Annotated in this window: 22 protein-coding genes; 14 read left to right on the forward strand and 8 right to left on the reverse strand. The window is 69.1% G+C overall.

Annotation, left to right across the window (positions count from 1 at the left end; genetic code table 11):
• Positions 1-59 precede the first annotated feature (59 nt).
• Positions 60-869 carry a GntR family transcriptional regulator gene (locus IE209_RS02305; RefSeq protein WP_189685397.1) on the reverse strand — a complete coding sequence of 270 codons (810 nt, stop codon included), beginning with the start codon at positions 867-869 and terminating at the stop codon, positions 60-62.
• Positions 870-1,016: 147 nt separating this feature from the next.
• Between IE209_RS02305 and IE209_RS02310 the strand changes: the two genes are divergently transcribed.
• From IE209_RS02310 to IE209_RS02330, 5 genes are all read left to right on the forward strand, one after another.
• Complete coding sequence (locus tag IE209_RS02310) at positions 1,017-2,180, forward strand: acyl-CoA dehydrogenase family protein (RefSeq protein ID WP_189685398.1); 1,164 nt, start codon at positions 1,017-1,019, stop codon at positions 2,178-2,180.
• Positions 2,181-2,208: 28 nt separating this feature from the next.
• Positions 2,209-2,712 (forward strand): MaoC family dehydratase, encoded by a 504-nt coding sequence (locus tag IE209_RS02315; RefSeq protein ID WP_189685399.1) that lies wholly within the window; start codon positions 2,209-2,211, stop codon positions 2,710-2,712.
• A 35-nt stretch (positions 2,713-2,747) separates the two neighbouring features.
• On the forward strand, positions 2,748-3,716 hold the full coding sequence (locus tag IE209_RS02320; RefSeq protein WP_189685400.1) for a Bug family tripartite tricarboxylate transporter substrate binding protein: 969 nt from the start codon (positions 2,748-2,750) through the stop codon (positions 3,714-3,716).
• A 4-nt stretch (positions 3,717-3,720) separates the two neighbouring features.
• Entirely contained in the window at positions 3,721-5,112 is a 1,392-nt protein-coding gene (locus IE209_RS02325; protein WP_189685401.1) for an MmgE/PrpD family protein, read from the forward strand.
• A gap of 64 nt (positions 5,113-5,176) precedes the next feature.
• Positions 5,177-6,379: an MFS transporter gene (locus tag IE209_RS02330; protein ID WP_189685402.1), complete on the forward strand. Its 1,203-nt coding sequence runs from the start codon at positions 5,177-5,179 to the stop codon at positions 6,377-6,379.
• A 28-nt stretch (positions 6,380-6,407) separates the two neighbouring features.
• Here the strand turns inward: IE209_RS02330 and IE209_RS02335 are convergent, their stop codons facing one another.
• Positions 6,408-7,112 (reverse strand): PEP-CTERM sorting domain-containing protein, encoded by a 705-nt coding sequence (locus IE209_RS02335; RefSeq protein ID WP_189685403.1) that lies wholly within the window; start codon positions 7,110-7,112, stop codon positions 6,408-6,410.
• Between the two features lie 156 nt (positions 7,113-7,268).
• Between IE209_RS02335 and IE209_RS02340 the strand changes: the two genes are divergently transcribed.
• On the forward strand, positions 7,269-8,087 hold the full coding sequence (locus IE209_RS02340; RefSeq protein ID WP_189685404.1) for an HpcH/HpaI aldolase/citrate lyase family protein: 819 nt from the start codon (positions 7,269-7,271) through the stop codon (positions 8,085-8,087).
• A gap of 32 nt (positions 8,088-8,119) precedes the next feature.
• On the opposite strand, the gene IE209_RS02345 is transcribed toward IE209_RS02340, so the two are convergent.
• Positions 8,120-8,725, reverse strand: a complete 606-nt coding sequence (locus tag IE209_RS02345; protein WP_189685495.1) for a Smr/MutS family protein — start codon at positions 8,723-8,725, stop codon at positions 8,120-8,122.
• Positions 8,726-8,754: 29 nt separating this feature from the next.
• Positions 8,755-9,441 (reverse strand): RadC family protein, encoded by a 687-nt coding sequence (radC, locus tag IE209_RS02350; RefSeq protein WP_189685405.1) that lies wholly within the window; start codon positions 9,439-9,441, stop codon positions 8,755-8,757.
• Positions 9,442-9,498: 57 nt separating this feature from the next.
• Between radC and IE209_RS02355 the strand changes: the two genes are divergently transcribed.
• Both IE209_RS02355 and ispH read left to right on the forward strand, forming a co-directional pair.
• Entirely contained in the window at positions 9,499-9,960 is a 462-nt protein-coding gene (locus IE209_RS02355; RefSeq protein ID WP_189685406.1) for an FKBP-type peptidyl-prolyl cis-trans isomerase, read from the forward strand.
• A 1-nt stretch (position 9,961) separates the two neighbouring features.
• Entirely contained in the window at positions 9,962-10,903 is a 942-nt protein-coding gene (gene ispH / locus IE209_RS02360) for a 4-hydroxy-3-methylbut-2-enyl diphosphate reductase (protein ID WP_189685407.1), read from the forward strand.
• A gap of 12 nt (positions 10,904-10,915) precedes the next feature.
• On the opposite strand, the gene IE209_RS02365 is transcribed toward ispH, so the two are convergent.
• The 3 genes from IE209_RS02365 to IE209_RS02375 form a co-directional block, all read right to left on the reverse strand.
• A complete protein-coding gene (locus IE209_RS02365) occupies positions 10,916-12,625 on the reverse strand; it encodes a PhoH family protein (RefSeq protein ID WP_189685408.1) in 1,710 nt (569 codons plus the stop codon).
• A gap of 154 nt (positions 12,626-12,779) precedes the next feature.
• Positions 12,780-13,256 carry a peroxiredoxin gene (locus IE209_RS02370; RefSeq protein ID WP_145545125.1) on the reverse strand — a complete coding sequence of 159 codons (477 nt, stop codon included), beginning with the start codon at positions 13,254-13,256 and terminating at the stop codon, positions 12,780-12,782.
• Between the two features lie 142 nt (positions 13,257-13,398).
• Positions 13,399-13,776: an Mth938-like domain-containing protein gene (locus tag IE209_RS02375; protein ID WP_189685409.1), complete on the reverse strand. Its 378-nt coding sequence runs from the start codon at positions 13,774-13,776 to the stop codon at positions 13,399-13,401.
• A 130-nt stretch (positions 13,777-13,906) separates the two neighbouring features.
• Between IE209_RS02375 and IE209_RS02380 the strand changes: the two genes are divergently transcribed.
• From IE209_RS02380 to moaD, 6 genes are read left to right on the forward strand one after another with little or no spacing between them, the layout of a single operon-like run.
• Positions 13,907-15,166, forward strand: coding sequence for a pyridoxal phosphate-dependent aminotransferase (locus tag IE209_RS02380; protein ID WP_189685410.1), 1,260 nt, complete (start codon positions 13,907-13,909; stop codon positions 15,164-15,166).
• Positions 15,163-16,485 (forward strand): homoserine dehydrogenase, encoded by a 1,323-nt coding sequence (locus tag IE209_RS02385; RefSeq protein WP_189685411.1) that lies wholly within the window; start codon positions 15,163-15,165, stop codon positions 16,483-16,485. Before IE209_RS02380 ends, IE209_RS02385 begins: the two co-directional genes overlap by 4 nt.
• Entirely contained in the window at positions 16,485-17,900 is a 1,416-nt protein-coding gene (gene thrC / locus IE209_RS02390; protein ID WP_189685412.1) for a threonine synthase, read from the forward strand. The genes IE209_RS02385 and thrC overlap by 1 nt, the downstream gene beginning before the upstream one ends.
• A complete protein-coding gene (mobB, locus tag IE209_RS02395; RefSeq protein WP_189685413.1) occupies positions 17,897-18,430 on the forward strand; it encodes a molybdopterin-guanine dinucleotide biosynthesis protein B in 534 nt (177 codons plus the stop codon). Before thrC ends, mobB begins: the two co-directional genes overlap by 4 nt.
• Positions 18,427-19,671, forward strand: coding sequence for a molybdopterin molybdotransferase MoeA (locus IE209_RS02400; protein ID WP_189685414.1), 1,245 nt, complete (start codon positions 18,427-18,429; stop codon positions 19,669-19,671). Before mobB ends, IE209_RS02400 begins: the two co-directional genes overlap by 4 nt.
• Positions 19,668-19,919, forward strand: coding sequence for a molybdopterin converting factor subunit 1 (gene moaD, locus IE209_RS02405; protein WP_189685415.1), 252 nt, complete (start codon positions 19,668-19,670; stop codon positions 19,917-19,919). Before IE209_RS02400 ends, moaD begins: the two co-directional genes overlap by 4 nt.
• Here moaD and dapA read toward each other — a convergent pair.
• Entirely contained in the window at positions 19,906-20,790 is an 885-nt protein-coding gene (gene dapA / locus IE209_RS02410) for a 4-hydroxy-tetrahydrodipicolinate synthase (RefSeq protein WP_229882655.1), read from the reverse strand. The genes moaD and dapA overlap by 14 nt on opposite strands.
• Between the last annotated feature and the right edge of the window lie 172 nt (positions 20,791-20,962).

Consider the following 20,962-nt stretch of genomic DNA (forward strand, 5'->3'; position numbering starts at 1 on the left):
TTGGTTGAATTGTGCGGACAATTGTATGGCCCGAACCAGCCCAAATGCAACCGGTGGCGCTACTGCCGCAGCTCCATGCGGTAGCTGAAGCGGTCGCTCGGGTGCACGTTGTCGGCCACCTCGACGAGGTCGCCGCTGTCGCTGTAGTAGCGCCGCACGATGCGCAGCGCGGGCGCGCCGGGTTCGCTCTGCAGGCTGGCGGCGTCGTCCGCGCTCAGCACCACGCCCTGGATTTCCTGCTCCACGCGCTGGATGGACAGCTTGTACTCGCGCTCGATCAACGCGTAGACGGCGGTCTGGCGTTCGCGCAGCCGGGCCTCGATGTCCTTGAGCATGGGGTTCAGGAAGATGCGCGTGATGCAGAAGGGCGGCGGCGCCTTGCGCGCACCGCCGGCGCCGGGCTGGTCGTGGCGCAGGCCCACGGCCAGCACCCATTCCTCGCCGGCCTCGGTGCCGAAATCCTGCGCCTGGCTGCGGCTCAGCGCGATGCGGCCCACGTAGACGATGCGCAACTCGGTGTCCTGCGCGTACTGGAGCAGGTCGGGCAGCGAGGTCGCGTCGTGCCGGTAGCGCGCCTGGCCGGGCTCGGCGATCACCACCGTGCCCACGCGCTGGCGCCGCGTGACCAGGCCGGCCGTGGACAGCAGCCGGATGGCCGCCCGCGCCGTGAAGCGGCTGATGCCGAATTGTTCGCACAGCTCGATCTCGGTCGGCAGCCGCGCGCCGACGGGGTAGCGGCCCTCGGCGATGCCGCGGCGCAGCTCGGCCGCGATGCGCTGGTAGATCGGCTGGGTGCCGCTGGCGGCCTCGGTCGCTTCGGTGTCCCCGCTGGCGTTGGGAGGGGGCTGGTCGTTCTTGTGGCGGCTCATGGCGGGAGTCTGCACCAGTTCGTGCCTGGCACCGCGTTGACAGCGTGTCGGCAGTGACTTAATAATGTCCGGACAATAATAGAAAAGAATGCCAAATGGTGCGCTCCATTCGAGCGCGGACATGCACACAGTGGACAAGGGCAGAGCATGAGCAAGAACGACAGCCGCGGCGCGGCGGACGACAGCGCCTTCGTGGACGCGGTGGAGGCCTGGGCCGAGAAGGAACTGCGGCCCGTGGCCCGCAAGTACGACCTGGCCGACGAGTACCCGCACGAGATCGTCGAGCAGATGAAGCAGCTGGGCCTGTTCGGCGCCACCATCGGCGAGGAATACGGCGGCCTGGGCCTGTCGGCCTGGACCTATGCGCAGATCGTGATCAAGGTGGCCTCGGTCTGGATGGCGCCTTCGGGCATCTTCAACTCGCACCTGATCATGGCCGCGGCCATCGAGCGCCACGGCACCGAGGAACAAAAGCGCGCCTACCTGCCGCGCATGGCCAGCGGGGAATACCGCGGCAGCATCGGCCTGACCGAGCCCAACGCCGGCTCGGACCTGCAGGCCATCCGCACGGTGGCCCGGCGCGAGGGCGATCACTACGTCGTCAACGGCAGCAAGACCTGGATCACCAACAGCATGCACGGCCACGGCACGCTGCTGCTGGTCAAGACCGATCCGCAGGCCGAGCCGCGCCACAAGGGCATGAGCCTGCTCATCGCCGACAAGGGGCCGGGCTTCAACGTGGTGGGCAAGCTCAAGAAGATGGGCTACCGCGCCATCGACACCTGCGAGCTCACGTTCGAGGACTACCGCGTGCCGGTGGGCCAGCTGGTCGGCGGCGTCGAGGGCAAGGGCTTCGTGCAGACCGCTGGCGGGCTGGAACTGGGCCGCATCAACGTGGGCGCACGCGGTGCCGGCATCGCCGAGGGCGCCTTCAAGCATGCGCTGCGCTATGCCCAGGAGCGCGAGGCCTTCGGCAAGCCGATCTGGCAGCACCAGGCGATGCAGCTCAAGCTGGCCGACATGGCCACGCAGGTGGAGGGCGCCAAGCTGCTGCTGCAGCAGGCCGCCACCAGGTACGACCGCGGCGAGCGCTGCGACCTGGAGGCCGCGATGGCCAAGCTCGCGGGCTCGGAGGCCGGCGCCGAATGCGCGCAGCAGGCCATGCGCATCTTCGGCGGCTACAGCTACGCGGTGGAGTACGAGATCGAGCGCTACTACCGCGACGCCATGCTGATGTGCATCGGCGAAGGCACGAACGAGATTCTGCGCCAGGTCATCGCCAAGCAATTGGTGGACCGGCACCGCGTATGACGACAGCCACTTTCTGGAGACCTTCCCCATGCAGACCGCCATTGAAATCAGCCCCCAGCGCTACCGTGCCTCCTATGGCCGCTACCTCGAAGACTTCCAGGTCGGCGACATCTACGAGCACCGGCCCGGCCGCACCATCACCGAGAACGACAACATCCAGTTCTCGCTGATCACGATGAACGCCCACCCCATGCACTGCGACGTGCACTTCGCGGCGCAGAGCGAGTTCGGCCAGCTGCTGGTCAACAGCGGCCTGTCGCTGGCCATCGTGCTGGGCATGACGGTCAACGACATCAGCGCGAAAGCCATCGCCAACCTGGGCTGGAAGGAGATCAAGCTGACCGCGCCGGTGTTCTGCGGCGACACGCTGTACGCGGAGTCCGAGGTGCTGGAGGTGCGCGAGTCCAGGAGCCGGCCGACCCAGGGCATCGTGACCACGCGCACGCGCGGGCTGAACCACAAGGGTGTGCAGGTCATGGAGTTCATCCGCATGTCGCTGATCCCCAAGCGTGGGCACGGCGTCGGCGACTGAGCGCGGCCCATTCCGAAACCCGAAGGAGACAAGACATGAACGCTGTTCGCAAGGCCCTGGTGGCCGCCTGCCTGTGCCTGGGCGCCAGCCTGGCGCTGGCCGCCTACCCGGACAAGCCGATCCGGCTCGTCGTGGGCTTCCCGCCGGGCCAGGCCACCGACCTCATCGCGCGGACGGCCGCCAGAAAGCTCCAGGACACGCTGGGCCAGCCCGTGATCGTGGACAACAAGCCGGGCGCCGCCGGCATCATCGGTTCGGAAACCGTGGCCAAGGCCGCACCGGACGGCTACACGCTGGTCGTGGGTTCGAGCGGCACCATGGCCATCAACCCCAGCCTGTACGCTAGGCTGCCTTACCACCCGCTCAAGGACTTCGAGCCCATCAGCCTGTTGTCGGTGGTGCCGCTGTTCCTCGCCGTGAACCCGAACTTCCCGGCCAAGACCGCGGCCGAGTTCGTGCAGCAGGCCAAGGCCGCGCCGGGCAAGATCAACTTCGGTTCGGGTGGCAGCGGCGTGACCAGCCACCTGACCATGGAACTGCTCAAGCACTCGCTGGGCATCGACCTCGTGCACGTGCCCTACAAGGGCAGCCCGGCGGCGGTGACCGACCTGGTCGGAGGCCAGATCAACACCATGATCGACACCGGGCCCGCGCTGTTGCCGCACATGCGCACGGGCAAGCTGCGCATCCTGGCCGTGGCCAGCGAGAAGCGCAATGCGGCCGCGCCGGAGGTGCCGACCATGGCGGAGGCGGGCCTGGGCAACTTCGTGGCGCCCGCCTGGGTCGGCATCGCTGCGCCCAAGGGCACGCCCAAGGAGATCGTCGAGACGCTGCACAAGGCACTGGCGGCCAACTGGCGGGACGCGCCGGACGTGCGCGAGCAACTCAATGGTCTGGGTGCCGAAGCGGCCGTCATGACGCCGGCCGAGTTCGCCAAGTACATCCAGAGCGAGATCGACAAATGGGCGCTGGCCGTCAAGCTCTCCGGCGCCAAGGTGGATTGACGGCATGGCGACGATCTCCTCCGAACTGGCGTCCTTCGCCACGGGCTTCACGCTCGATGCCGTCCCCGTCGAAGTGCGCGAGCGCGCCGCGCACCTGATGCTGGACGCGCTGGGCATCGGCCTGGCGTCCACGCAATGGGACTTCGCCCGCACCACGCTGGCCGGCCTGCGCGAGCTGGCCGGCCCCGGCGGCGACGTGCCCGTGATCGGCTGCGGCCAGAACCTGCCGCTGCGCGATGCGGTGGTCATGAACGCGCTCTTGATCCACGGGCTGGACTACGACGACACGCACCCGGCCGGCGTGATCCACGCCACCACCTCGGTGTTGCCGGCCGTGCTTGGCCTGGGCACGCGCCTGGGCAGCCGCGGCAGCGATCTGCTGGCGGGCTACGTGCTGGGCATGGAGACGGCCACGCGCATCGGCGCGGCGGCGAAGAGCGGCTTCCACCAGATCGGCTTCCACCCGACCGGCCTGGTCGGCACCTTCGGCTGCACGCTGGCGGCCGGCCGGCTGCTGCGCCTCGGCGAGCGGCAGCTGGTCGACGCCCAGGGCATCGCGCTGTCGGTGGCTTCGGGCAGCCTCGAATGCCTGGAAGACGGCGCCTGGACGAAGCGTCTGCACCCAGGCTGGGGCGCGGCCGGCGGCATCACCGCGGCCACCCTGGGCAAGCACGGCTTCGTCGGTCCCGGCGCGGCGTACGAGGGGCGCTTCGGTCTGTACGCGAGCCACCTGGGGGCCGAGCTGCTGGCCAAGGCCGACCTGTCCATGGTCACGGCAGGGCTGGGCCGGGTCTGGGAGATCATGAACGTGGCCGTCAAGCCGGTGCCGGCCTGCCACTTCACGCATGCTTTCGCCGACGCGGCCAGCCTCCTGTCCAGGGACTGGGGCGGCGCGCCGATCCGGCGCATCGTGGCGCGCGTGCCCACGGGCGCGATGAAGGCCGTCTGCGAGCCGATCGAGAAGAAGCTGCGCCCGGCCAATGCCTACGATGCGCAGTTCAGCGTGCCGTACTCGGTGGCCACGGGCCTGCGATTTGGCCGCTTCACGCTCGACGCGCTGGATCCGGCCGCCTGGCAGGACCCCGAGACCCTGCGCATCGCTGCACTGGTCGAATGCCAGAGCGACCCGGAGGCCGACTTCCCGCGCTACTTCGGCGGCGAGGTCATCGTCGAGCTGGCCGACGGCCGCACGCTGCGCCACCACGAGCCCATCAACCGCGGCGCGGCGGGACGGCCCATCGCCAATGCCGACATCGTGGCCAAGTTCCACGACAACGCCGCACGCGCGGTCGACCGCGCCCATGCCGACCACATCCTCGACGCGGTGCTGGGCATCGAGCAGGGACAAGCGGGCGCGCTGGCGCAAGTGCTGGGCCGGGTTGCGAAGGGGCGCTGAGTCTGGCGCGGGTCAGGGCGTGCACCGCGCGCCCGCTACAGTCGGCGCCCATGGAAGAACAACGATGACCGGTCCCCGGATGACCCTGGCCATCACGCTGGCCGTGCAGGCCATGGTGTCGATGGCCTTGCTGACCCTGCCGGTCATGGCGCCCGTGGTGGCCCCGGCGCTCGGTGTATCGGCCGCACTGGTCGGGGTCTACGTGGCCCTGGTCTATGCCGGCGCCATGGCCGCGAGCCTGGCGGCAGGCGCGGCCGTGGCCCGGTTCGGTGCGATCCGCGTGAGCCAGGGCGGCCTGGTGCTGTGCGCCGCGGGCCTGGCGCTGTGCGCCGTGCCGCACCCGGCCGCCAGTGCCGTCGGCGCGGTGCTGATCGGTCTGGGTTACGGGCCGATCACGCCGTCGAGCTCGCACCTGCTCAGCAAGAGCACGCCGGCGCACCGCATGTCACTGGTGTTCTCGGTCAAGCAGACCGGCGTGCCGTTGGGCGGCATGCTGGCCGGCGCGCTGGTCCCCAGCATGATGCTGCTGCTGGGCTGGCAGGGCGCGCTGCTGGCCTCGGCTGCGGCCAACCTGGGCTGCGCGGTCATCGCCCAGCCGCTGCGGGCCGAGCTCGATGCCGACCGGCAGGCCGACAAGCCCATGGCGCTGGGCAATCTCGCGCAGCCGATCCGGCTGGTGCTGGGGCATCCGGCACTCAAGATGCTGGCGGCCTGCTCCTTCGTGTTCTCGATCGCCCAGCTGTCGCTGACCACCTACCTCGTGACCTACCTCAACGAAGGTCTGGCCTACGGCCTGGTGGCGGCGGGGCTGGCGCTCTCGCTCGCGCAGCTGGGTGGCGTGGTGGGGCGCATCCTGTGGGGATGGGTGGCCGACCGCGGCATGGGCGCGCGCCGCATGCTGGCGCTGCTGGCCGCCGTGATGGCGCTCGGCAGCGCGGCCACGGCCTGGCTCTCGCCCGCCCTGCCGCAGTGGCTGGTGCTGGCCGTGCTGGTGGTGTTCGGCGCCTCGGCGATCGGCTGGAACGGTGTGTACCTGGCCGAGGTGGCACGCCAGGCGCCGCCCGGCCTGGCCGGCGTGGCCACGGGGGGCACGCTGGCGTTCACGTTCTTCGGGGTGGTGCTGGGGCCACCGGTGTTCGGGGCTTTGTCGGCCCTGTTCGGGACCTACCGCGCGGGCTATCTGGCGCTGGCGATGCCGACTGGCCTGTGCTGCGTGGCGCTGTTGCGCGCCCGGCTGTCGGCGCGGGCCGCCGATGGCGGCCGCTGAGCGCACGGTGGTGCGTGCGCGGCCTGGCTCAGGCCTGGTACTTGCGCCGTGCGCGGGCCGCCAGGCCGATGCCGCCGGCCAGCAGCAGTGCCAGCGACGAAGGCTCGGGCACTTCGTTGTCGCGATCCGTGATGATGGCGAACGACTGGGTGTCGGAATCGTTTTGCTGCAGGAAGCGGATCTCGTAGTCGGTCGAGCGGTAGTTGGGCGATATGGACGCGAAGTTGTCGTTCACGTCCTCCATGATGATGGTGTACAGCGCGTAGGAGCCGTTCGGATCGCTGTCGTACTGGTTGGGCTTGATGCCCATGCTGGCCTGCGTGCCGTCGAAGTTGGTCACCTGCCAGACGGCCAGGTTGAGGCCGTAGCCGGCGGCACTTCCGTAGTCGCCATGCATCAGGGAGGCGTAGTAGCCGTCGATCACGTAATGCAGCAGCGCCGTGGCCATGTCGATCGTGCCCGGGTTCTTGAGGAAGGGCGCAAAGGAGTCGGTCAGCGTGTATTGGTAGGCGGTGGTCCAACCCGGAAACTGCGCCGAGTGTTCGATGCAGATGGCGAACAGGGTATCGGGCAGCGTCTCGGTGCCGGATACGGTCGTGACCCCCGTCATCTCGCCCATGTAGCCGGAAAAGTAGTTGGTTGGCGTCATCGTGCCCTGGACGACGGTGGCGCCGGCGGGGGCGGTGAGAGACGCGGAAAGGGCCACGGTGGCCAGGACGCTGTGCAGGTTCATCGATATCTCCGGTGGTGCGCAAAAAGTAGCCGAAGCATACAAAAGCATGCGGATTACTTTTGTGCAGAATTTGGTGTTCGATTGGCGCCCGGCCCAGACGAATGTGATGGAGTCGACATTTTTTCTGTATGCAATCGATGAAAGGCAGACTTGAGGATGCAAGAACGCAGCTACCTGTTCGTGCCCGGTGACCGGCCCGAGCGCTTCGACAAGGCCATGGCCAGCGGCGCCCATGGTGTGATCCTGGACCTGGAAGACGCGGTGCAGCCGGAGCGCAAGCCGCACGCCCGCGAGGCCGTGCGCCAATGGCTGGCGCAGGCGCGCCAGCCGGTCTGGGTCCGCATCAATCCCGCCGACACAGCCTGGCACGCCGAGGACTGCAGCCTGCTCGCCGCACCCATGGTGCGCGGCTTGATGGTGCCCAAGGCGCAGGACGCCGAAGGCCTGGCGCAGCTGGCCGCCCGGCTGCGCCAGGACCAGTGGCTGATCCCGCTCGTGGAAACCGTGGCCGGGTGGTTCGCTGCCCAAGCCATCGCACGCGTGCCGCGCGTGCTGCGGCTGGCCTTCGGCTCCGTGGACTTCATGTCCGACTCGGGCATCCAGGGCGAGGGTGAGGAGATGCACGCCGTGCGCACGCAGCTGGTGCTGGTGTCGCGCCTGGCCGGCATCGCCGCGCCCATCGATGGTGTGTCCGTGGCCATCGACGACGCCGCGCAGCTGGACAGCGACGTGCGCCGTTCACGCCGCTTCGGCTTCGGCGCCAAGCTCTGCATCCACCCCAAGCAGGTGGCGGGTGTGCACGAGGGCTTTGCGCCGACAGCCGCCGAGGTGGCCTGGGCCGAGCGCGTGGTCGCGGCGCTGGCGGCCGGGCCGCTGGGAGCGGTCACGGTGGACGGCAAGATGGTCGACAAGCCCATCGCGCTGCTCGCGCAGACGATCCTGGCGGAAGCGCGCCCGGCCGACCCGTCCCGGTGACGCCGTTCGGCGTGGCGCCCGCCGTCTTGCGCTCAGGACTGCGGCTTGAGCAGGACCACCAGCGCGCCGGCCCCGCCTTCGTCGGCGCGGGCCTGCACGAAGGCCAGCACTTCCTGCTTCTGGATCAGCCAGGCCTGCACCTTGGACTTGAGCACCGGCACGCGGCCCGGTGAGCCCAGGCCCTTGCCATGCACCACGCGCAGACAGCGCAGGCCCTGGCGGTGGGCTTCGCGGATGAAGGCGGACAAGGCCTCGCGCGCGTCCTCACGGCGCATGCCGTGCAGGTCGAGCTCGCGCTGCAGGCTCCACTCGCCCTTGCGCAGGCGACGCGTGACGTCCAGGCCGATGCCGGGGCGGCGAAAGCTCATGGCGTCGTCCACGTCCAGCAGCGTGGTGGCGTCGAACTCGTCGCTGAGGCTCTCCAGCAGCACGCGCTGCTCGTCGAGCTGTTGCTGTACCGGGATCGGCGCGGGCTGCTCGGGCGTCAGCCGCGCGCGCACCGGCTGGCGCAGCGGCACCACCGGTCCGGCGGCGTTGGCGAACAGGTTGCGCTCGGCCTCGGCGCGGCGCTGCGCTTCGCGGCGCGCGGCCTCGCGCGCGGCGGCCAGGCGCTGCTGTTCGGCGAGGTGGCCGCGCATGGCCGCCAGGTCCTGCAGCGAGCGGGCTTTCACAGCAGCCCCCGTTCCGCTAGCGACAAGGCCTGGCCCGGCGCCACGATCACGTGGTCGAGCACGCGCACGTCGACCAGGGCCAGCGCGGCCTTGAGCTGCTGGGTGAGCAGTTCGTCGGCGCGCGAAGGCTCGGCGCAGCCGCTCGGGTGGTTGTGGGCCAGCACGACGGCGGCGGCGTGGTGGGCCAGCGCGCGCACCACCACCTCGCGCGGATAGATGTGGGCCTGGGCCAGCGATCCGCGGAACAGTTCCTCGAGCGCGATGAGACGGTGCTGGCTGTCCAGGAAGACCACCGCGAAGACTTCGTGCGGGCGGCTGGCCAGTTGCAGTTGCAGGTAGTCCTTGACCTGTTGCGGCGCGGCGAACAACGGGCGTTCGCGCAGCTGCTCGGCCAGCGCCCGGCGGGCGAGTTCGAGCACGGCCACGAGCTCGGCACGCTTGGCCGGGCCCAGGCCCTTGATGCGGCGGAGGTCGGCGGCGCTTGCGTGCAGCAGCCCTGCCAGGCCGCCGAAACCCTGCGGGGGCGGCGCGAGCAGTTCGTCGGCCATGCGGAGCACGCTCTTGCCCTGGATGCCGGTGCGCAGCAGGAGGGCCAGCAGCTCGGCATCGGCCAGCGCCTGCGGCCCGCGCGCCAGCAGCTTTTCGCGCGGCTGGGCATCGGTGGGAAGGTCTTTCAGCGCCATGGCGGGGACCCGGCGGGCCGGGTTTTTACAATGGCGCCCAGTTTATCGAGGCTCCCCATGACCCCAGATTCCGCCGCCGCGCCCGTGGTGCAACCCGGCTCCTTCCTGACCCTGCACTACCGGCTGGCCGGCCCGGGCGGCGACATCATCAACACCTTCGGCGGCAAGCCGGCCACGCTCTCGCTGGGCGCTGGCGAGTTGTCGCCGGCCGTCGAGCAGCGCCTGCTCGGCCTGGCCGAGGGCACGCACACGCAGTTCGATCTGCCTGCCGGCGCGGCCTTCGGCGAGCGCAATCCCGACATGCAGCAGTGGGTGGCGCGCAACCTGCTCGCCCAACTCGGCGACCCGGACGAGCAGTACAGCGTCGGTGACGTGGTGCAGTTCCCCACGCCCGACGGCACGGGCAGCTACGCGGGCGCCGTCATCGCGCTGAAGGACACGGCCGTGCAGTTCGATTTCAACCACCCGCTGGCGGGCCAGCCCGTGACCTTCGAGGTCCAGCTGATCGGGGTGCTTTGAGATGGCGGATGTGAACGAGATCGTGCTGGCCGAGCCGCGCGGCTTCTGTGCCGGCGTGGACCGAGCGATCGAGATCGTCGAGCGCGCGCTAGCCAAGTTCGGCGCGCCGATCTACGTGCGCCACGAGATCGTGCACAACACCTACGTGGTCAACGACCTGAAGTCGCGCGGCGCGATCTTCATCGAGGAACTCGACGAGGTGCCGCCCGGCGCCACGCTGGTGTTTTCCGCCCATGGCGTCAGCAAGGAAGTGCAGCGCGAGGCCGAGCGGCGCGGGTTCCGCATCTTCGACGCGACCTGCCCGCTCGTGACCAAGGTGCACGTGGAGGTGGCCAAGCTGCACAAGGAAGGCTTCGAGTTCATCATGATCGGCCACAAGGGGCACCCCGAGGTCGAGGGCACGATGGGCCAGCTCGACAGCGGCATCCACCTGGTCGAGGACGTGGCCGACGTGGCGCGCGTGCAGCCGGGCCAGACCGAGCGGCTGGCGGTGGTCACGCAGACCACGCTGTCGGTGGACGACGCGGCCGAGATCGCGGCCGCGGTCAAGGCGCGTTTTCCGAACGTGCGCGAGCCCAAGCAACAGGACATCTGCTATGCCACGCAGAACCGGCAGGATGCCGTCAAGGTGCTGAGCCCGCAGGTCGACATCCTGATCGTCGTGGGCAGCCCCACCAGCTCGAACAGCAACCGGCTGCGCGAGCTCGCGAAGAAGCTCGGCACCGAGAGCTACATGGTCGACAGCGCCGACGAGCTGCTGCCCGAGTGGTTCGAAGGCCGGCCGCGCGTGGGCCTCACGGCCGGCGCCTCGGCCCCGGACGTGCTGGTTCAGCAGGTGATCGAACGCCTGCGTGCGCTCGGCGCACAGACGGTCCGCAAGATGGACGGCGTGCAGGAAACCCTGAAGTTCCCGCTGCCCAAGGGGCTCAAGCTGGACGCTTGAGCCCTCTGCGGCCTACAGCACTTCGCTCGCGAAGTCCGCCAGGCGCGAACGCTCGCCGCGGGCCAGCGTGATGTGGCCGCTGTGCGGCCAGCCCTTGAACTTGTCCACCGCAAACGTCAGGCCCGACGAGCCCTCCGTGAGGTAGGGCGTGTCGATCTGCTGCAGGTTGCCCATGCAGACGATCTTGGTGCCGGGGCCCGCGCGCGTGATCAGCGTCTTCATCTGCTTGGGCGTCAGGTTCTGCGCCTCGTCGATGATCACGTACTTGTTCAGGAAGGTGCGGCCGCGCATGAAGTTCATGCTCTTGATCTTGATGCGCGAACGGATCAGCTCGTTGGTGGCCGCGCGGCCCCATTCGCCGGCGCTGGTCTCGGTCTTGGCCAGCACCTCGAGGTTGTCGTCGAGCGCGCCCATCCAGGGGCCCATCTTCTCTTCCTCGGTGCCGGGCAGGAAACCGATGTCCTCGCCCACGCTGACGGTGGCGCGCGTCATGATGATCTCGGTGTAGCGGCGGTCGTCCAGCACCTGCGTGAGGCCCGAGGCCAGCGCCATCAGCGTCTTGCCGGTGCCGGCGTTGCCGGTCAGCGTGACGAAGTCGACCTCCGGGTCGAGCAGCAGGTTCATCGCGAAGTTCTGCTCGCGGTTGCGCGTGGTCACGCCCCAGACGGCGTTCTTGAGGTGGTTGAAGTCCTTGAGCGTCTTGAGCACCGCCGTCTTGGCACGGATCTCGGTCACGCGCGCATACAGGCTGGGCTCGCCGGGCGCTTCGAAGTAGACGAACTGGTTGATGTGCAGGCTGGGCACGATGGGGCCCGCGATGCGGTAGAAGGTGTGCTGGCCCTGCTGCCAGCTTTCCACCGTCTTGCCGTGCTTGGCCCAGAAGTCGGGCGGCAGCGCCAGCGCGCCCGAGTAGAGGAACTCACCGTCCTCCAGGGTCTTGTCGTTCTGGTAGTCGTCGGCGGCCAGGCCCAGGGCCTTGGCCTTGACGCGCATGTTGATGTCCTTGGACACCAGCACCACCTCGCGCGGCGCATGCTCGCGGCGCAGCGCGTCCACCACACCCAGGATCTGGTTGTCGGCCTTGCCCTGCGGCAGAGCCGCGGGCAGCTTGTCGTCGAGCGGACGGGTCTGGAAGAACAGCTTGCCGCCAGCCTCGCGGTGGCCCGTGGCGTCCAGCGGCAGGCCCACCGCGATGTCGGCGTTCGGCACACCGGCCAAGGCGTCGAGCGTGCGGCTGGTCTGGCGCGCGTTGCGCGCCACTTCGCTCATGCCCTTCTTGTGGCCGTCGAGCTCCTCGAGCACGATCATCGGCAGGTAGATGTCGTGCTCCTCGAAGCGGAACAGGCACATCGGGTCGTGCATCAGCACGTTGGTGTCGAGCACAAAGAGTTTGGACGGGCCCGTGGCCTTGGCCGGCTTGCGTTTGCGGACCGGTGCCGGGGCCGGCGTGTCGGCGACGGCCTGGCGGCGTGCGCGTGGCGGCGGTGCATCCGCCGTCTCGCGCATCACGGGTGCGTCGATGGCTGCGCCGGTGTCGCGCAGCACTGCGACAGGTGCCTCGTCTTGCGCTTCGCGCGGCGTGTGCAGCGGCTCGTCCGAAGCTGCTTCGGTGAACCGCGCGCGTGCGACCCGCGCCGGTTTGGACGTGGCGCGTGCGGGCGCGTCGAAAGCATCAGGAGACAGGGTGGCAGCGCGCTTTGCGGGGGGCGGGGGCAGAGGCATGGGGCTTCGTGTTTCCTGGGAAGGAGCAAAAACAAAAAAGCCGCCCGGTCGCCAGGGCGGCTTTTTGGTGGGATGCGCGAGGAGCGTCTCCTAGGGGCATGAAACCATTATGCATGACCCCCGTGACAGCCCTGCGCGCCGATGACCGCAATGGTCAGACGGTCGTCTTGAGCTCCTTGACGGCCGCCAGGACTTCGTCCACATGGCCCGGCACCTTGAGCCCACGCCATTCCTGCTGCAGCGTGCCGTCGGCACCGATCAGGAAGGTGCTGCGCTCGATACCCTTGACCTTCTTGCCGTACATGATCTTGTTCTTGACCACGCCGAACATGTGGCACATCTTCTCTTCGGTATCGGCGATCAGTTCGAAGGGCAATTCCAGCTTGGCCTTGAACTCGTCGTGCGACTTCATGTTGTCGCGCGAGACACCGAAGACCGTGGCACCGGCCTTCACGAAGTCCTTGTACTTGTCCCGGAACTGCATGGCTTCGGTGGTACAACCGGGCGTGTTGTCCTTGGGGTAGAAGTACAGCACCAGGACTTGACCCAGGTGGGAGGTGTTGGAGACTTTCACGCCGCCCGTGGCGTTGGCTTCGAATTCAGGGATGAGTTTGTTGACAACGATCGCCATATGTTTGAATCTCGGGAGTCGGAAAGTGGTCGACAGCCGCGGGTATGAGGGACTGTGCAGCCCGCGCGGCAACCTTTGATTTTACCCTGAAAATGCTTTTCGCGCTCCCTTGTTACAGGGGTGCGGCAGCGGTGTGCATGCGTCACACCGCCGGCTCCAACAGCAATGCGACCACCACATCGCGGCCTTCCTGGGCCAGGATGTTGTAGGTGCGGCAAGCGGCGGCCGTGTCCATGGTCTCCACCCCAATGCGTTTGGCCATGAGGGGGCGCAGCCAGGCGGCCTGCGGAAACCGCAGCCTTGAGCCGCTGCCGAAGATCACCACCTCGCAATCGATCTCGGCCAGCTGGGCGAAGTGCTCTGCCGTGAGGTCCTCGAAGCGCGTGCAAGGCCAGGCGTCGCGCTGGCCGCGCGAGCCGATGACCACGCTGTGCTCGATGCGATCGGCCTGCACCCCGATCCAGCCCGGCCCCAGGGCGGTGATGGTCTGGACGTTGGATTTGTCGGGCTGCAGCTTCATGGGGGAGGGGAGATGTGCGGGCCGGGAATTGCCGCGAACTGTGGTCAAATTATAGGTTTTCGCTCCAACAGGCGCGCCGGTGGGGATGTTGCGCAAGCCGCCGCAGGCACGAGGTGCACCAGAGGACTCCATGAAGACCGTCCAGAAATCCGCCAAGCTTTCCAACGTCTGCTACGACATCCGCGGCCCCATCATGGACGCGGCGCGCCAGATGGAGGAAGAGGGCCAGAAGATCATCAAGCTCAACATCGGCAACCTGGCGGTGTTCGGTTTCGATTCGCCCGAAGAGATCCAGCAGGACATGATCCGCAACCTGCCGAACTCGGCCGGCTACTCGGACAGCAAGGGCATCTTCGCGGCGCGCAAGGCGGTCATGCACGAGACCCAGAAACAGGGCGTGAAGGGCGTGACGCTGGACGACATCTACCTGGGCAACGGCGCCAGCGAGCTCATCGTGATGGCCACCAACGCGCTGCTCAACGACGGCGACGAACTGCTGCTGCCCGCACCTGATTACCCGCTGTGGACGGCCGCGGTGAGCCTGTCCGGCGGCACGCCCGTGCACTACCGCTGCGACGAGGCCAATGGCTGGATGCCCGACCTCGACGACATCCGCGCCAAGATCACGCCGCAGACCAAGGGCATCGTGGTCATCAACCCGAACAACCCGACCGGCGCGCTGTATTCGGACGAACTGCTCAAGGCCCTCGTGGCCATCGCGCGCGAGCACGGCCTGGTGCTGTTCGCCGACGAGGTCTACGACAAGGTGCTCTACGACGACGTCAAGCACACGGCCATCGCCAGCCTGTCGGACGACGTGCTCACGCTGACCTTCAACTCGCTGTCCAAGAGCTACCGCAGCTGCGGCTACCGTGCCGGCTGGCTCGTGGTCTCGGGCGACAAGAAGCCTGCGCGCGACTACATCGAGGGCCTGAACATGCTCTCGAACATGCGCCTGTGCGCCAACGTGCCGGGCCAGTGGGCGATCCAGACCGCGCTGGGCGGCTACCAGAGCATCAAGGACCTCGTGCGCGAGGGCGGCCGCCTGCGCCGCCAGCGCGACCTGGCCTACGAACTCATCACGGCGATCCCGGGCGTCAGCTGCGTCAAGCCCAGCGCCGCGCTGTACATGTTCCCGCGGCTCGACCCCAAGGTCTATCCGATCGAGGACGACCAGCAGTTCATCCTCGAGATGCTGCAGGAGACCAAGGTCATGCTGGTACAGGGCACCGGCTTCAACTGGCCTTCGCCCGACCACTTCCGCATCGTGTTCCTGCCGCACGAGGACGACCTGCGCCTGGCCATCGGCCGCATCGCGGCCTTCCTCGAGCAGTACCGCAAACGCCATTCCGTTTCTTCTCCCTCCACCGCACAAGCGGCTCTCGCATGAAACCCATCCAGGTCGGCCTTCTGGGCATCGGCACCGTCGGCAGCGGTGTCTTCCACGTTCTCGCGCGCAACCAGCAGGAGATCCGGCGCCGCGCCGGCCGCGGCATCGAGATCGCGACCGTGGCCGACCTGAACGTCGAGCGCGCGCGCGAGATCGTCGGCAGCGACATCCAGGTCGTGGCCGATGCGCGCGCCGTGATCGCCGACCCCGCCATCGACATCGTGGTCGAGCTGATCGGCGGCTACGGCATCGCCAAGCAGCTCGTGTTGGAGGCCATCGCGGCCGGCAAGCATGTGGTCACGGCCAACAAGGCGCTGCTGGCCGTGCACGGCACCGAGATCTTCGCCGCGGCCCAGGCCAAGGGCGTGATCGTGGCCTTCGAGGCCGCCGTGGCCGGTGGCATCCCCATCATCAAGGCGCTGCGCGAGGGCCTCACGGCCAACCGCATCCAGTGGATCGCCGGCATCATCAACGGCACCACCAACTTCATCCTGTCGGAGATGCGCAGCAAGGGGCTGGACTTCGACGTGGTGCTCAAGGAAGCCCAGCGCCTGGGCTATGCCGAGGCCGACCCGACCTTCGACATCGAGGGCGTGGACGCCGCGCACAAGGCCACCATCATGTCGGCCATCGCCTTCGGCATCCCGGTGCAGTTCGACAAGGCCTACGTGGAAGGCATCACCAAGCTGTCGGCCCAGGACATCCGCTATGCCGAGCAACTGGGCTACCGCATCAAGCTGCTGGGCATCACCAAGCGCGTGGACAAGGGCGTGGAGCTGCGCGTGCACCCCAGCCTGGTGCCGAGCAAGCGCCTGATCGCCAATGTCGAGGGTGCGATGAACGCGGTGGTCGTGCAGGCCGATGCCGTGGGCACCACGCTGTACTACGGCAAGGGCGCCGGCAGCGAGCCGACCGCCAGTGCCGTGATCGCCGACCTGGTCGACATCACGCGCCTGGCCACGGCCGACCCCGAGCACCGCGTGCCGCACCTGGCTTTCCAGCACGACGCGCTGAGCGACCTGCAGGTGCTGCCCATGGGCGAAGTGGTCACGAGCTACTACCTGCGCCTGCGCGTGGCCGACCAGGCCGGCGTGCTGGCCAAGGTCACGGGCCTGCTGGCCGAGGCCGACATCAGCATCGACGCCGTGCTGCAGCGCGAGGCCGACGACGTGGGCGGCGAGGGCTCCACGCAGACCGACCTCATCATCCTCACGCACGACTGCCAGGAAGCGCGCATGGACGCGGCCATCGCCAAGATGCAGGCATTGCCCACGGTGCTGGCGCCGATCACGCGCATCCGCAAGGAAGAGCTCAACTGATGCGCTATCTCTCCACCCGCGGCCACCCGGACCGCAAGCGCTTCTGCGAGATCCTGCTCGAAGGCCTGGCGCCCGACGGCGGCCTGTACCTGCCCGAGCACTACCCGCAGGTCGATGCGGCGACGCTGGCGCGCTGGCGCCAGCTGCCTTACGCCGAGCTGGCCTTCGAGATCCTGTCGCTCTACATCGACGACATCCCGGCCGCCGACCTCCAGGCGCTCTGCGCCAAGACCTACACGCGCGAGGTCTTCGGCACCGAGGCCATCGTGCCGCTGCGCCCGCTCGAAGACGGCGTGTTCCTCGAGGCCCTGTCCAACGGCCCCACGCTGGCCTTCAAGGACATGGCCATGCAGCTGCTCGGCAACCTGTTCGAGTACGAACTGGGCCGGCGCGGCGAGGAACTCAACATCCTGGGCGCCACGAGCGGCGACACCGGCAGCGCGGCCGAGTACGCCATGCGCGGCAAAAAGGGTGTGCGTGTCTTCATGACCTCGCCCTACGGCCGCATGAGCCCGTTCCAGCAGGCCCAGATGTTCAGCCTGCAGGACGCCAACATCCACAACCTGGCCGTGGACGGCGTGTTCGACGACTGCCAGGACATCGTCAAGGCCGTCTCCAACGACCTCGCGTTCAAGCGCCAGTACCGCATCGGCACCGTCAACTCGATCAACTGGGCGCGCTTGCTGGCCCAGGTGGTCTACTACTTCGCGGGCTACTTCCAGGCCACGAAGGCCGAGGGTGAGCACGTCAGCTTCACGGTGCCCTCGGGCAACTTCGGCAACATCTGCGCCGGCCATGTCGCGCGCATGATGGGCCTGCCGATCGCCAAACTGGTCGTTGCCACGAACGAGAACGACGTGCTCGACGAGTTCTTCCGCACCGGCGTCTACCGCGTGCGCGGCAGCGCCGACACGCACGAGACCTCCAGCCCGTCGATGGACATCTCCAAGGCGTCCAACTTCGAGCGCTTCGTGTTCGACCTGCTGGGCCGCGACGGTGCCCGCACGGCAGCGTTGTTCGGCGCGGGCCTGGCGCAGACCGGGCGCTTCGACCTGTCGGCCGATCCGCTGTTCGCGCAGGCGGCCACGCGCTTCGGTTTCGCCAGCGGCAAGAGCACGCATGCCGACCGGCTCGCGACCATCCGCGACACCTGGGCGCGCTTCAACCAGATGATCGACACGCACACGGCCGACGGCCTCAAGGTCGCGCGCGAGCAGTTGAGCGCTGGCGTGCCCATGGTGGTGCTCGAGACCGCGCTGCCGATCAAGTTCGCCGAGACCATCGTCGAAGCCCTGGGCCGCGCGCCCGAGCGGCCCGCCAAATTCGACGGCATCGAGAACCTGCCGCGCCGCGTGCAGCGCGTGCCGGCCGACGCGGACGTCATCAAGCGCTACATCGCCGAACACTGCGCATGAGGGTCGTGGGCTTCGCCGGCTACTCCGGTGCCGGCAAGACCACGCTGATCGAGCGGTTGATTCCGCTGCTCAAAGCGCGCGGCGAGGTGGTCTCGGTCGTCAAGCACGCGCACCATGGCTTCGACATCGACACGCCCGGCAAGGACAGCTGGCGCCACCGCGAGGCCGGTGCGCAGGAGGTGGTGATCGCCTCGGACCGCCGGCTGGCCTTGCTGCGCGAGTACGCGACCGAGCAGGCGCCCACCGCGCGCGGCCTCATCGCCGAGCTGCGCCAGCCATCGGACTGGGTGCTCGTCGAAGGCTTCAAGCACGAGGACCTGCCGCGCCTGGAACTGCGCCGCGCCGGCGAGCAGCGCCCCGCGCGCTATCCCGAAGACCCGCACGTGCGCGCCGTGCTGACCGATGCGCCGGCCGCGCTCCAGCCCGCGCCCCCCTGCCCGGTGCTGGATCTGAACGACGTGCCGGCGCTGGCCCGCTGGCTGGCCGACAATGCCGGGCTGTTCGCCCTCCGCCCCGACGACGCTCCATGAACACACCCGCCGCCACGCTCAAGACCCTGGACGAAGCCCTGGCCCAGCTGCTGGGCTACGCTGCGCCGCTGGCCGCCCCCGAAACCGTGTCCACCTTCGACGCCGACCGCCGCGTGCTGGCGCGCGACGCGGTGTCCGGCCTGCAGGTGCCGCCGCTGGACAACAGCGCCATGGATGGCTACGCGCTGCGCTGTGCCGACGTGCCCGCCGCGGGCACGGTGCTGCCCGTGTCGCAGCGCATCCCGGCGGGGAGCACGGGCACCGCGCTTGCTGCCGGCACGGCCGCGCGCATCTTCACGGGAGCGCCCGTGCCCGCGGGCGCCGACGCCGTGGTCATGCAGGAAGACTGCGAACTGCGGGGCGACGGCCGCATCCAGGTGCGCACCGCGCCCACGCCGGGCCTGGCCATCCGCCGTGCCGGCGAAGACGTGGCGCTGGGCGCCACCGTGCTCGCACGCGGTACGCGGCTCACGCCGGCCGCGCTGGGCCTGGCGGCCAGCATCGGCCTGGCGGAGCTCACGGTCGCGCGGCGCCCGCGCGTGGCCCTGTTCTCCACCGGCGATGAACTCGTGATGCCGGATGAGGTGCCGCCGGCGCAGATGCGGCCCGGCGCGATCTACAACTCCAACCGCTTCTTCCTGCGCGCGCTCCTGCTGCGCCTGGGCTGCGAGGTCAGCGACCTGGGCATCGTGCCGGACCGGCTGGATGCCACCACCGAGGCGCTGCACAGCGCGGCGCAGGGCCACGACCTGGTGCTGACCAGCGGCGGCGTCTCGGTCGGCGAGGAAGACCATGTCAAGCCCGCCGTACAGGCGCTCGGCCGGCTTGAGCTCTGGCAGATCGCGATCAAGCCCGGCAAGCCCTTCGCCTACGGGTCGCTTCCTGGCGCCGCTGGCGCGGCCTGCCATTTCATCGGCCTGCCCGGCAACCCGGTGTCCAGCCTGGTCACCTTCCTGATGCTGGTGCGGCCCTTTGTGCTGCAGCTGCAGGGCGCCGCCCGCACGGCGCCCACCGCCGTCCACCTGCCGGCCGCCTTCGACTGGAAGCGCGCCGACCGGCGCCGCGAGTTCCTGCGCGCGCGCCGCAACGCCGACGGTGCGCTGGAACTGTTTCCCAACCAGAGCTCTGGCGTGCTGACCTCGGTGGCCTGGGGCGATGGCCTGGTCGACACCCCGGCCGGCCAGCCGATCGCGCGCGGCGACACCGTGCGTTTCCTGCCTTTCGAGGACCTCTGGGGATGAAGCTGTCCATCCGCTATTTCGCCTCCATCCGCGAAGGCCTGGGCCTGGGCCAGGAGGCGGTGCACACCGAGGCCGCCACCGTCGGCGCCCTGCGCGACGAACTGCTCGCGCGCGGCGGGGCCTATGCCGAACTGCTGGCCCGGGGCCGCGCCGTGCGCGTGGCCGTGGACCAGCAGATGCAGGACGAGGCTGCCGCGCTGCACGAAGGCGCCGAAGTCGCCTTCTTCCCGCCCGTCACGGGCGGCTGAGCAGGCCGTCCTCCAGCGCACGCAGGCGCTGGCGCAGCGCTGCGGAAGCCGGCGTCATCGGCGCACGCAGGCGGTCCTCCATCTGTTCGGCCTCGGCCAGCAAGGCCTTGATCGGCCCCGGATTGGGCTCGCCGAACACGGCCTGCACCCAGGGCAGCAGCGGCTGCCAGAGCGCCCGCGCCTCGGCCAGTGCGCCGGCCTGCAGGCGTTCAATCACGTGCACGAAGCGCTCGGTGTGCCGGTGCGCGCTGGACGCGATCGCCCCGCTGGCGCCCAGCGCCACGCTGCCGAAGATCTGCGCGTCCTCGCCGGCCAGCACGGCGAGCCGGCCGTCGGCGACGAGCGCAGCGGTCTTGCCCGCGTCGCCGCCGCAGTCCTTGACCGCCTGGATGCGCGGGTGCGCGGCCAGCGCCAGCAGCGTCTCCAGGCGTAGCTCCACGCCCGTGCGGTAGGGGATGTCGTAGAGCACCAGCGGCACCGGACTGGCATCGGCCAGGGTGCGGAACCAGGTCAGCAGCCCTTCCTGCGAGGGCCGGATGTAGTAAGGCGCGGCCACCAGCACGCCGGCCACCGGCCGCGTGCAGACGGCTTGCAGCTGGGCGCGCACGCCCTGCAACCGGTAGCCACCCACGCCCATCAGCACGGGCAGGCCGCCGGCCGCGGCCAGCGTCGTGTCCAGCACGGCGAGCTGCTCGTCGGCCGTCAGCGCGGCGGCCTCGCCGGTGCTGCCGCAGGGCACGAAGCCGGCCACGCCGCGGCCGGCCAGGTCGCGCACCAGTGCGGCCAGCGCGGCGTGGTCGACGCGGTCATCGGCCGTGAACGGCGTGACCAGTGGAATCCACAGGCCGGAGAACAGGGAGGAAGAAGACACAGCAATCCTTTCGATGGGAACGGGCAAGACCGGTGGGGTCGACCATCGAAGGGGGCGCGCGCGAAGCTCGTGCAGGGGGCTGCCAGGGGTTCCGTCGCACATCCGACGACGGAACCGCAGCCCCGGTCAGACGAGCAGCGGTTTGTTCGCTTTTTTCGCGCAGCAGCGGGCC

This window comes from Pseudorhodoferax aquiterrae (genome assembly GCF_014652235.1).
In the GTDB taxonomy this organism is placed as follows: Bacteria; Pseudomonadota; Gammaproteobacteria; order Burkholderiales; family Burkholderiaceae_C; genus Pseudorhodoferax; species Pseudorhodoferax aquiterrae.

Excerpts from the sequence above, each read along its gene's own strand:
- IE209_RS02345 (WP_189685495.1), bottom strand. The coding sequence starts at position 8,725 with ATGCGCGGCCACCTCGCCGAACAGCAGCGCCTGGCCGCCGCGCGCGAG.
- radC (WP_189685405.1), bottom strand. The coding sequence starts at position 9,441 with ATGGCGCTGAAAGACCTTCCCACCGATGCCCAGCCGCGCGAAAAGCTG.
- IE209_RS02355 (WP_189685406.1), top strand. The coding sequence starts at position 9,499 with ATGACCCCAGATTCCGCCGCCGCGCCCGTGGTGCAACCCGGCTCCTTC.
- IE209_RS02310 (WP_189685398.1), top strand. The coding sequence starts at position 1,017 with ATGAGCAAGAACGACAGCCGCGGCGCGGCGGACGACAGCGCCTTCGTG.
- thrC (WP_189685412.1), top strand. The coding sequence starts at position 16,485 with ATGCGCTATCTCTCCACCCGCGGCCACCCGGACCGCAAGCGCTTCTGC.
- mobB (WP_189685413.1), top strand. The coding sequence starts at position 17,897 with ATGAGGGTCGTGGGCTTCGCCGGCTACTCCGGTGCCGGCAAGACCACG.
- IE209_RS02400 (WP_189685414.1), top strand. The coding sequence starts at position 18,427 with ATGAACACACCCGCCGCCACGCTCAAGACCCTGGACGAAGCCCTGGCC.
- IE209_RS02375 (WP_189685409.1), bottom strand. The coding sequence starts at position 13,776 with ATGAAGCTGCAGCCCGACAAATCCAACGTCCAGACCATCACCGCCCTG.
- IE209_RS02380 (WP_189685410.1), top strand. The coding sequence starts at position 13,907 with ATGAAGACCGTCCAGAAATCCGCCAAGCTTTCCAACGTCTGCTACGAC.
- IE209_RS02325 (WP_189685401.1), top strand. The coding sequence starts at position 3,721 with ATGGCGACGATCTCCTCCGAACTGGCGTCCTTCGCCACGGGCTTCACG.
- IE209_RS02340 (WP_189685404.1), top strand. The coding sequence starts at position 7,269 with ATGCAAGAACGCAGCTACCTGTTCGTGCCCGGTGACCGGCCCGAGCGC.
- IE209_RS02315 (WP_189685399.1), top strand. The coding sequence starts at position 2,209 with ATGCAGACCGCCATTGAAATCAGCCCCCAGCGCTACCGTGCCTCCTAT.
- IE209_RS02335 (WP_189685403.1), bottom strand. The coding sequence starts at position 7,112 with ATGAACCTGCACAGCGTCCTGGCCACCGTGGCCCTTTCCGCGTCTCTC.
- IE209_RS02305 (WP_189685397.1), bottom strand. The coding sequence starts at position 869 with ATGAGCCGCCACAAGAACGACCAGCCCCCTCCCAACGCCAGCGGGGAC.
- IE209_RS02320 (WP_189685400.1), top strand. The coding sequence starts at position 2,748 with ATGAACGCTGTTCGCAAGGCCCTGGTGGCCGCCTGCCTGTGCCTGGGC.
- IE209_RS02330 (WP_189685402.1), top strand. The coding sequence starts at position 5,177 with ATGACCGGTCCCCGGATGACCCTGGCCATCACGCTGGCCGTGCAGGCC.
- IE209_RS02370 (WP_145545125.1), bottom strand. The coding sequence starts at position 13,256 with ATGGCGATCGTTGTCAACAAACTCATCCCTGAATTCGAAGCCAACGCC.
- IE209_RS02365 (WP_189685408.1), bottom strand. The coding sequence starts at position 12,625 with ATGCCTCTGCCCCCGCCCCCCGCAAAGCGCGCTGCCACCCTGTCTCCT.
- IE209_RS02385 (WP_189685411.1), top strand. The coding sequence starts at position 15,163 with ATGAAACCCATCCAGGTCGGCCTTCTGGGCATCGGCACCGTCGGCAGC.
- ispH (WP_189685407.1), top strand. The coding sequence starts at position 9,962 with ATGGCGGATGTGAACGAGATCGTGCTGGCCGAGCCGCGCGGCTTCTGT.
- moaD (WP_189685415.1), top strand. The coding sequence starts at position 19,668 with ATGAAGCTGTCCATCCGCTATTTCGCCTCCATCCGCGAAGGCCTGGGC.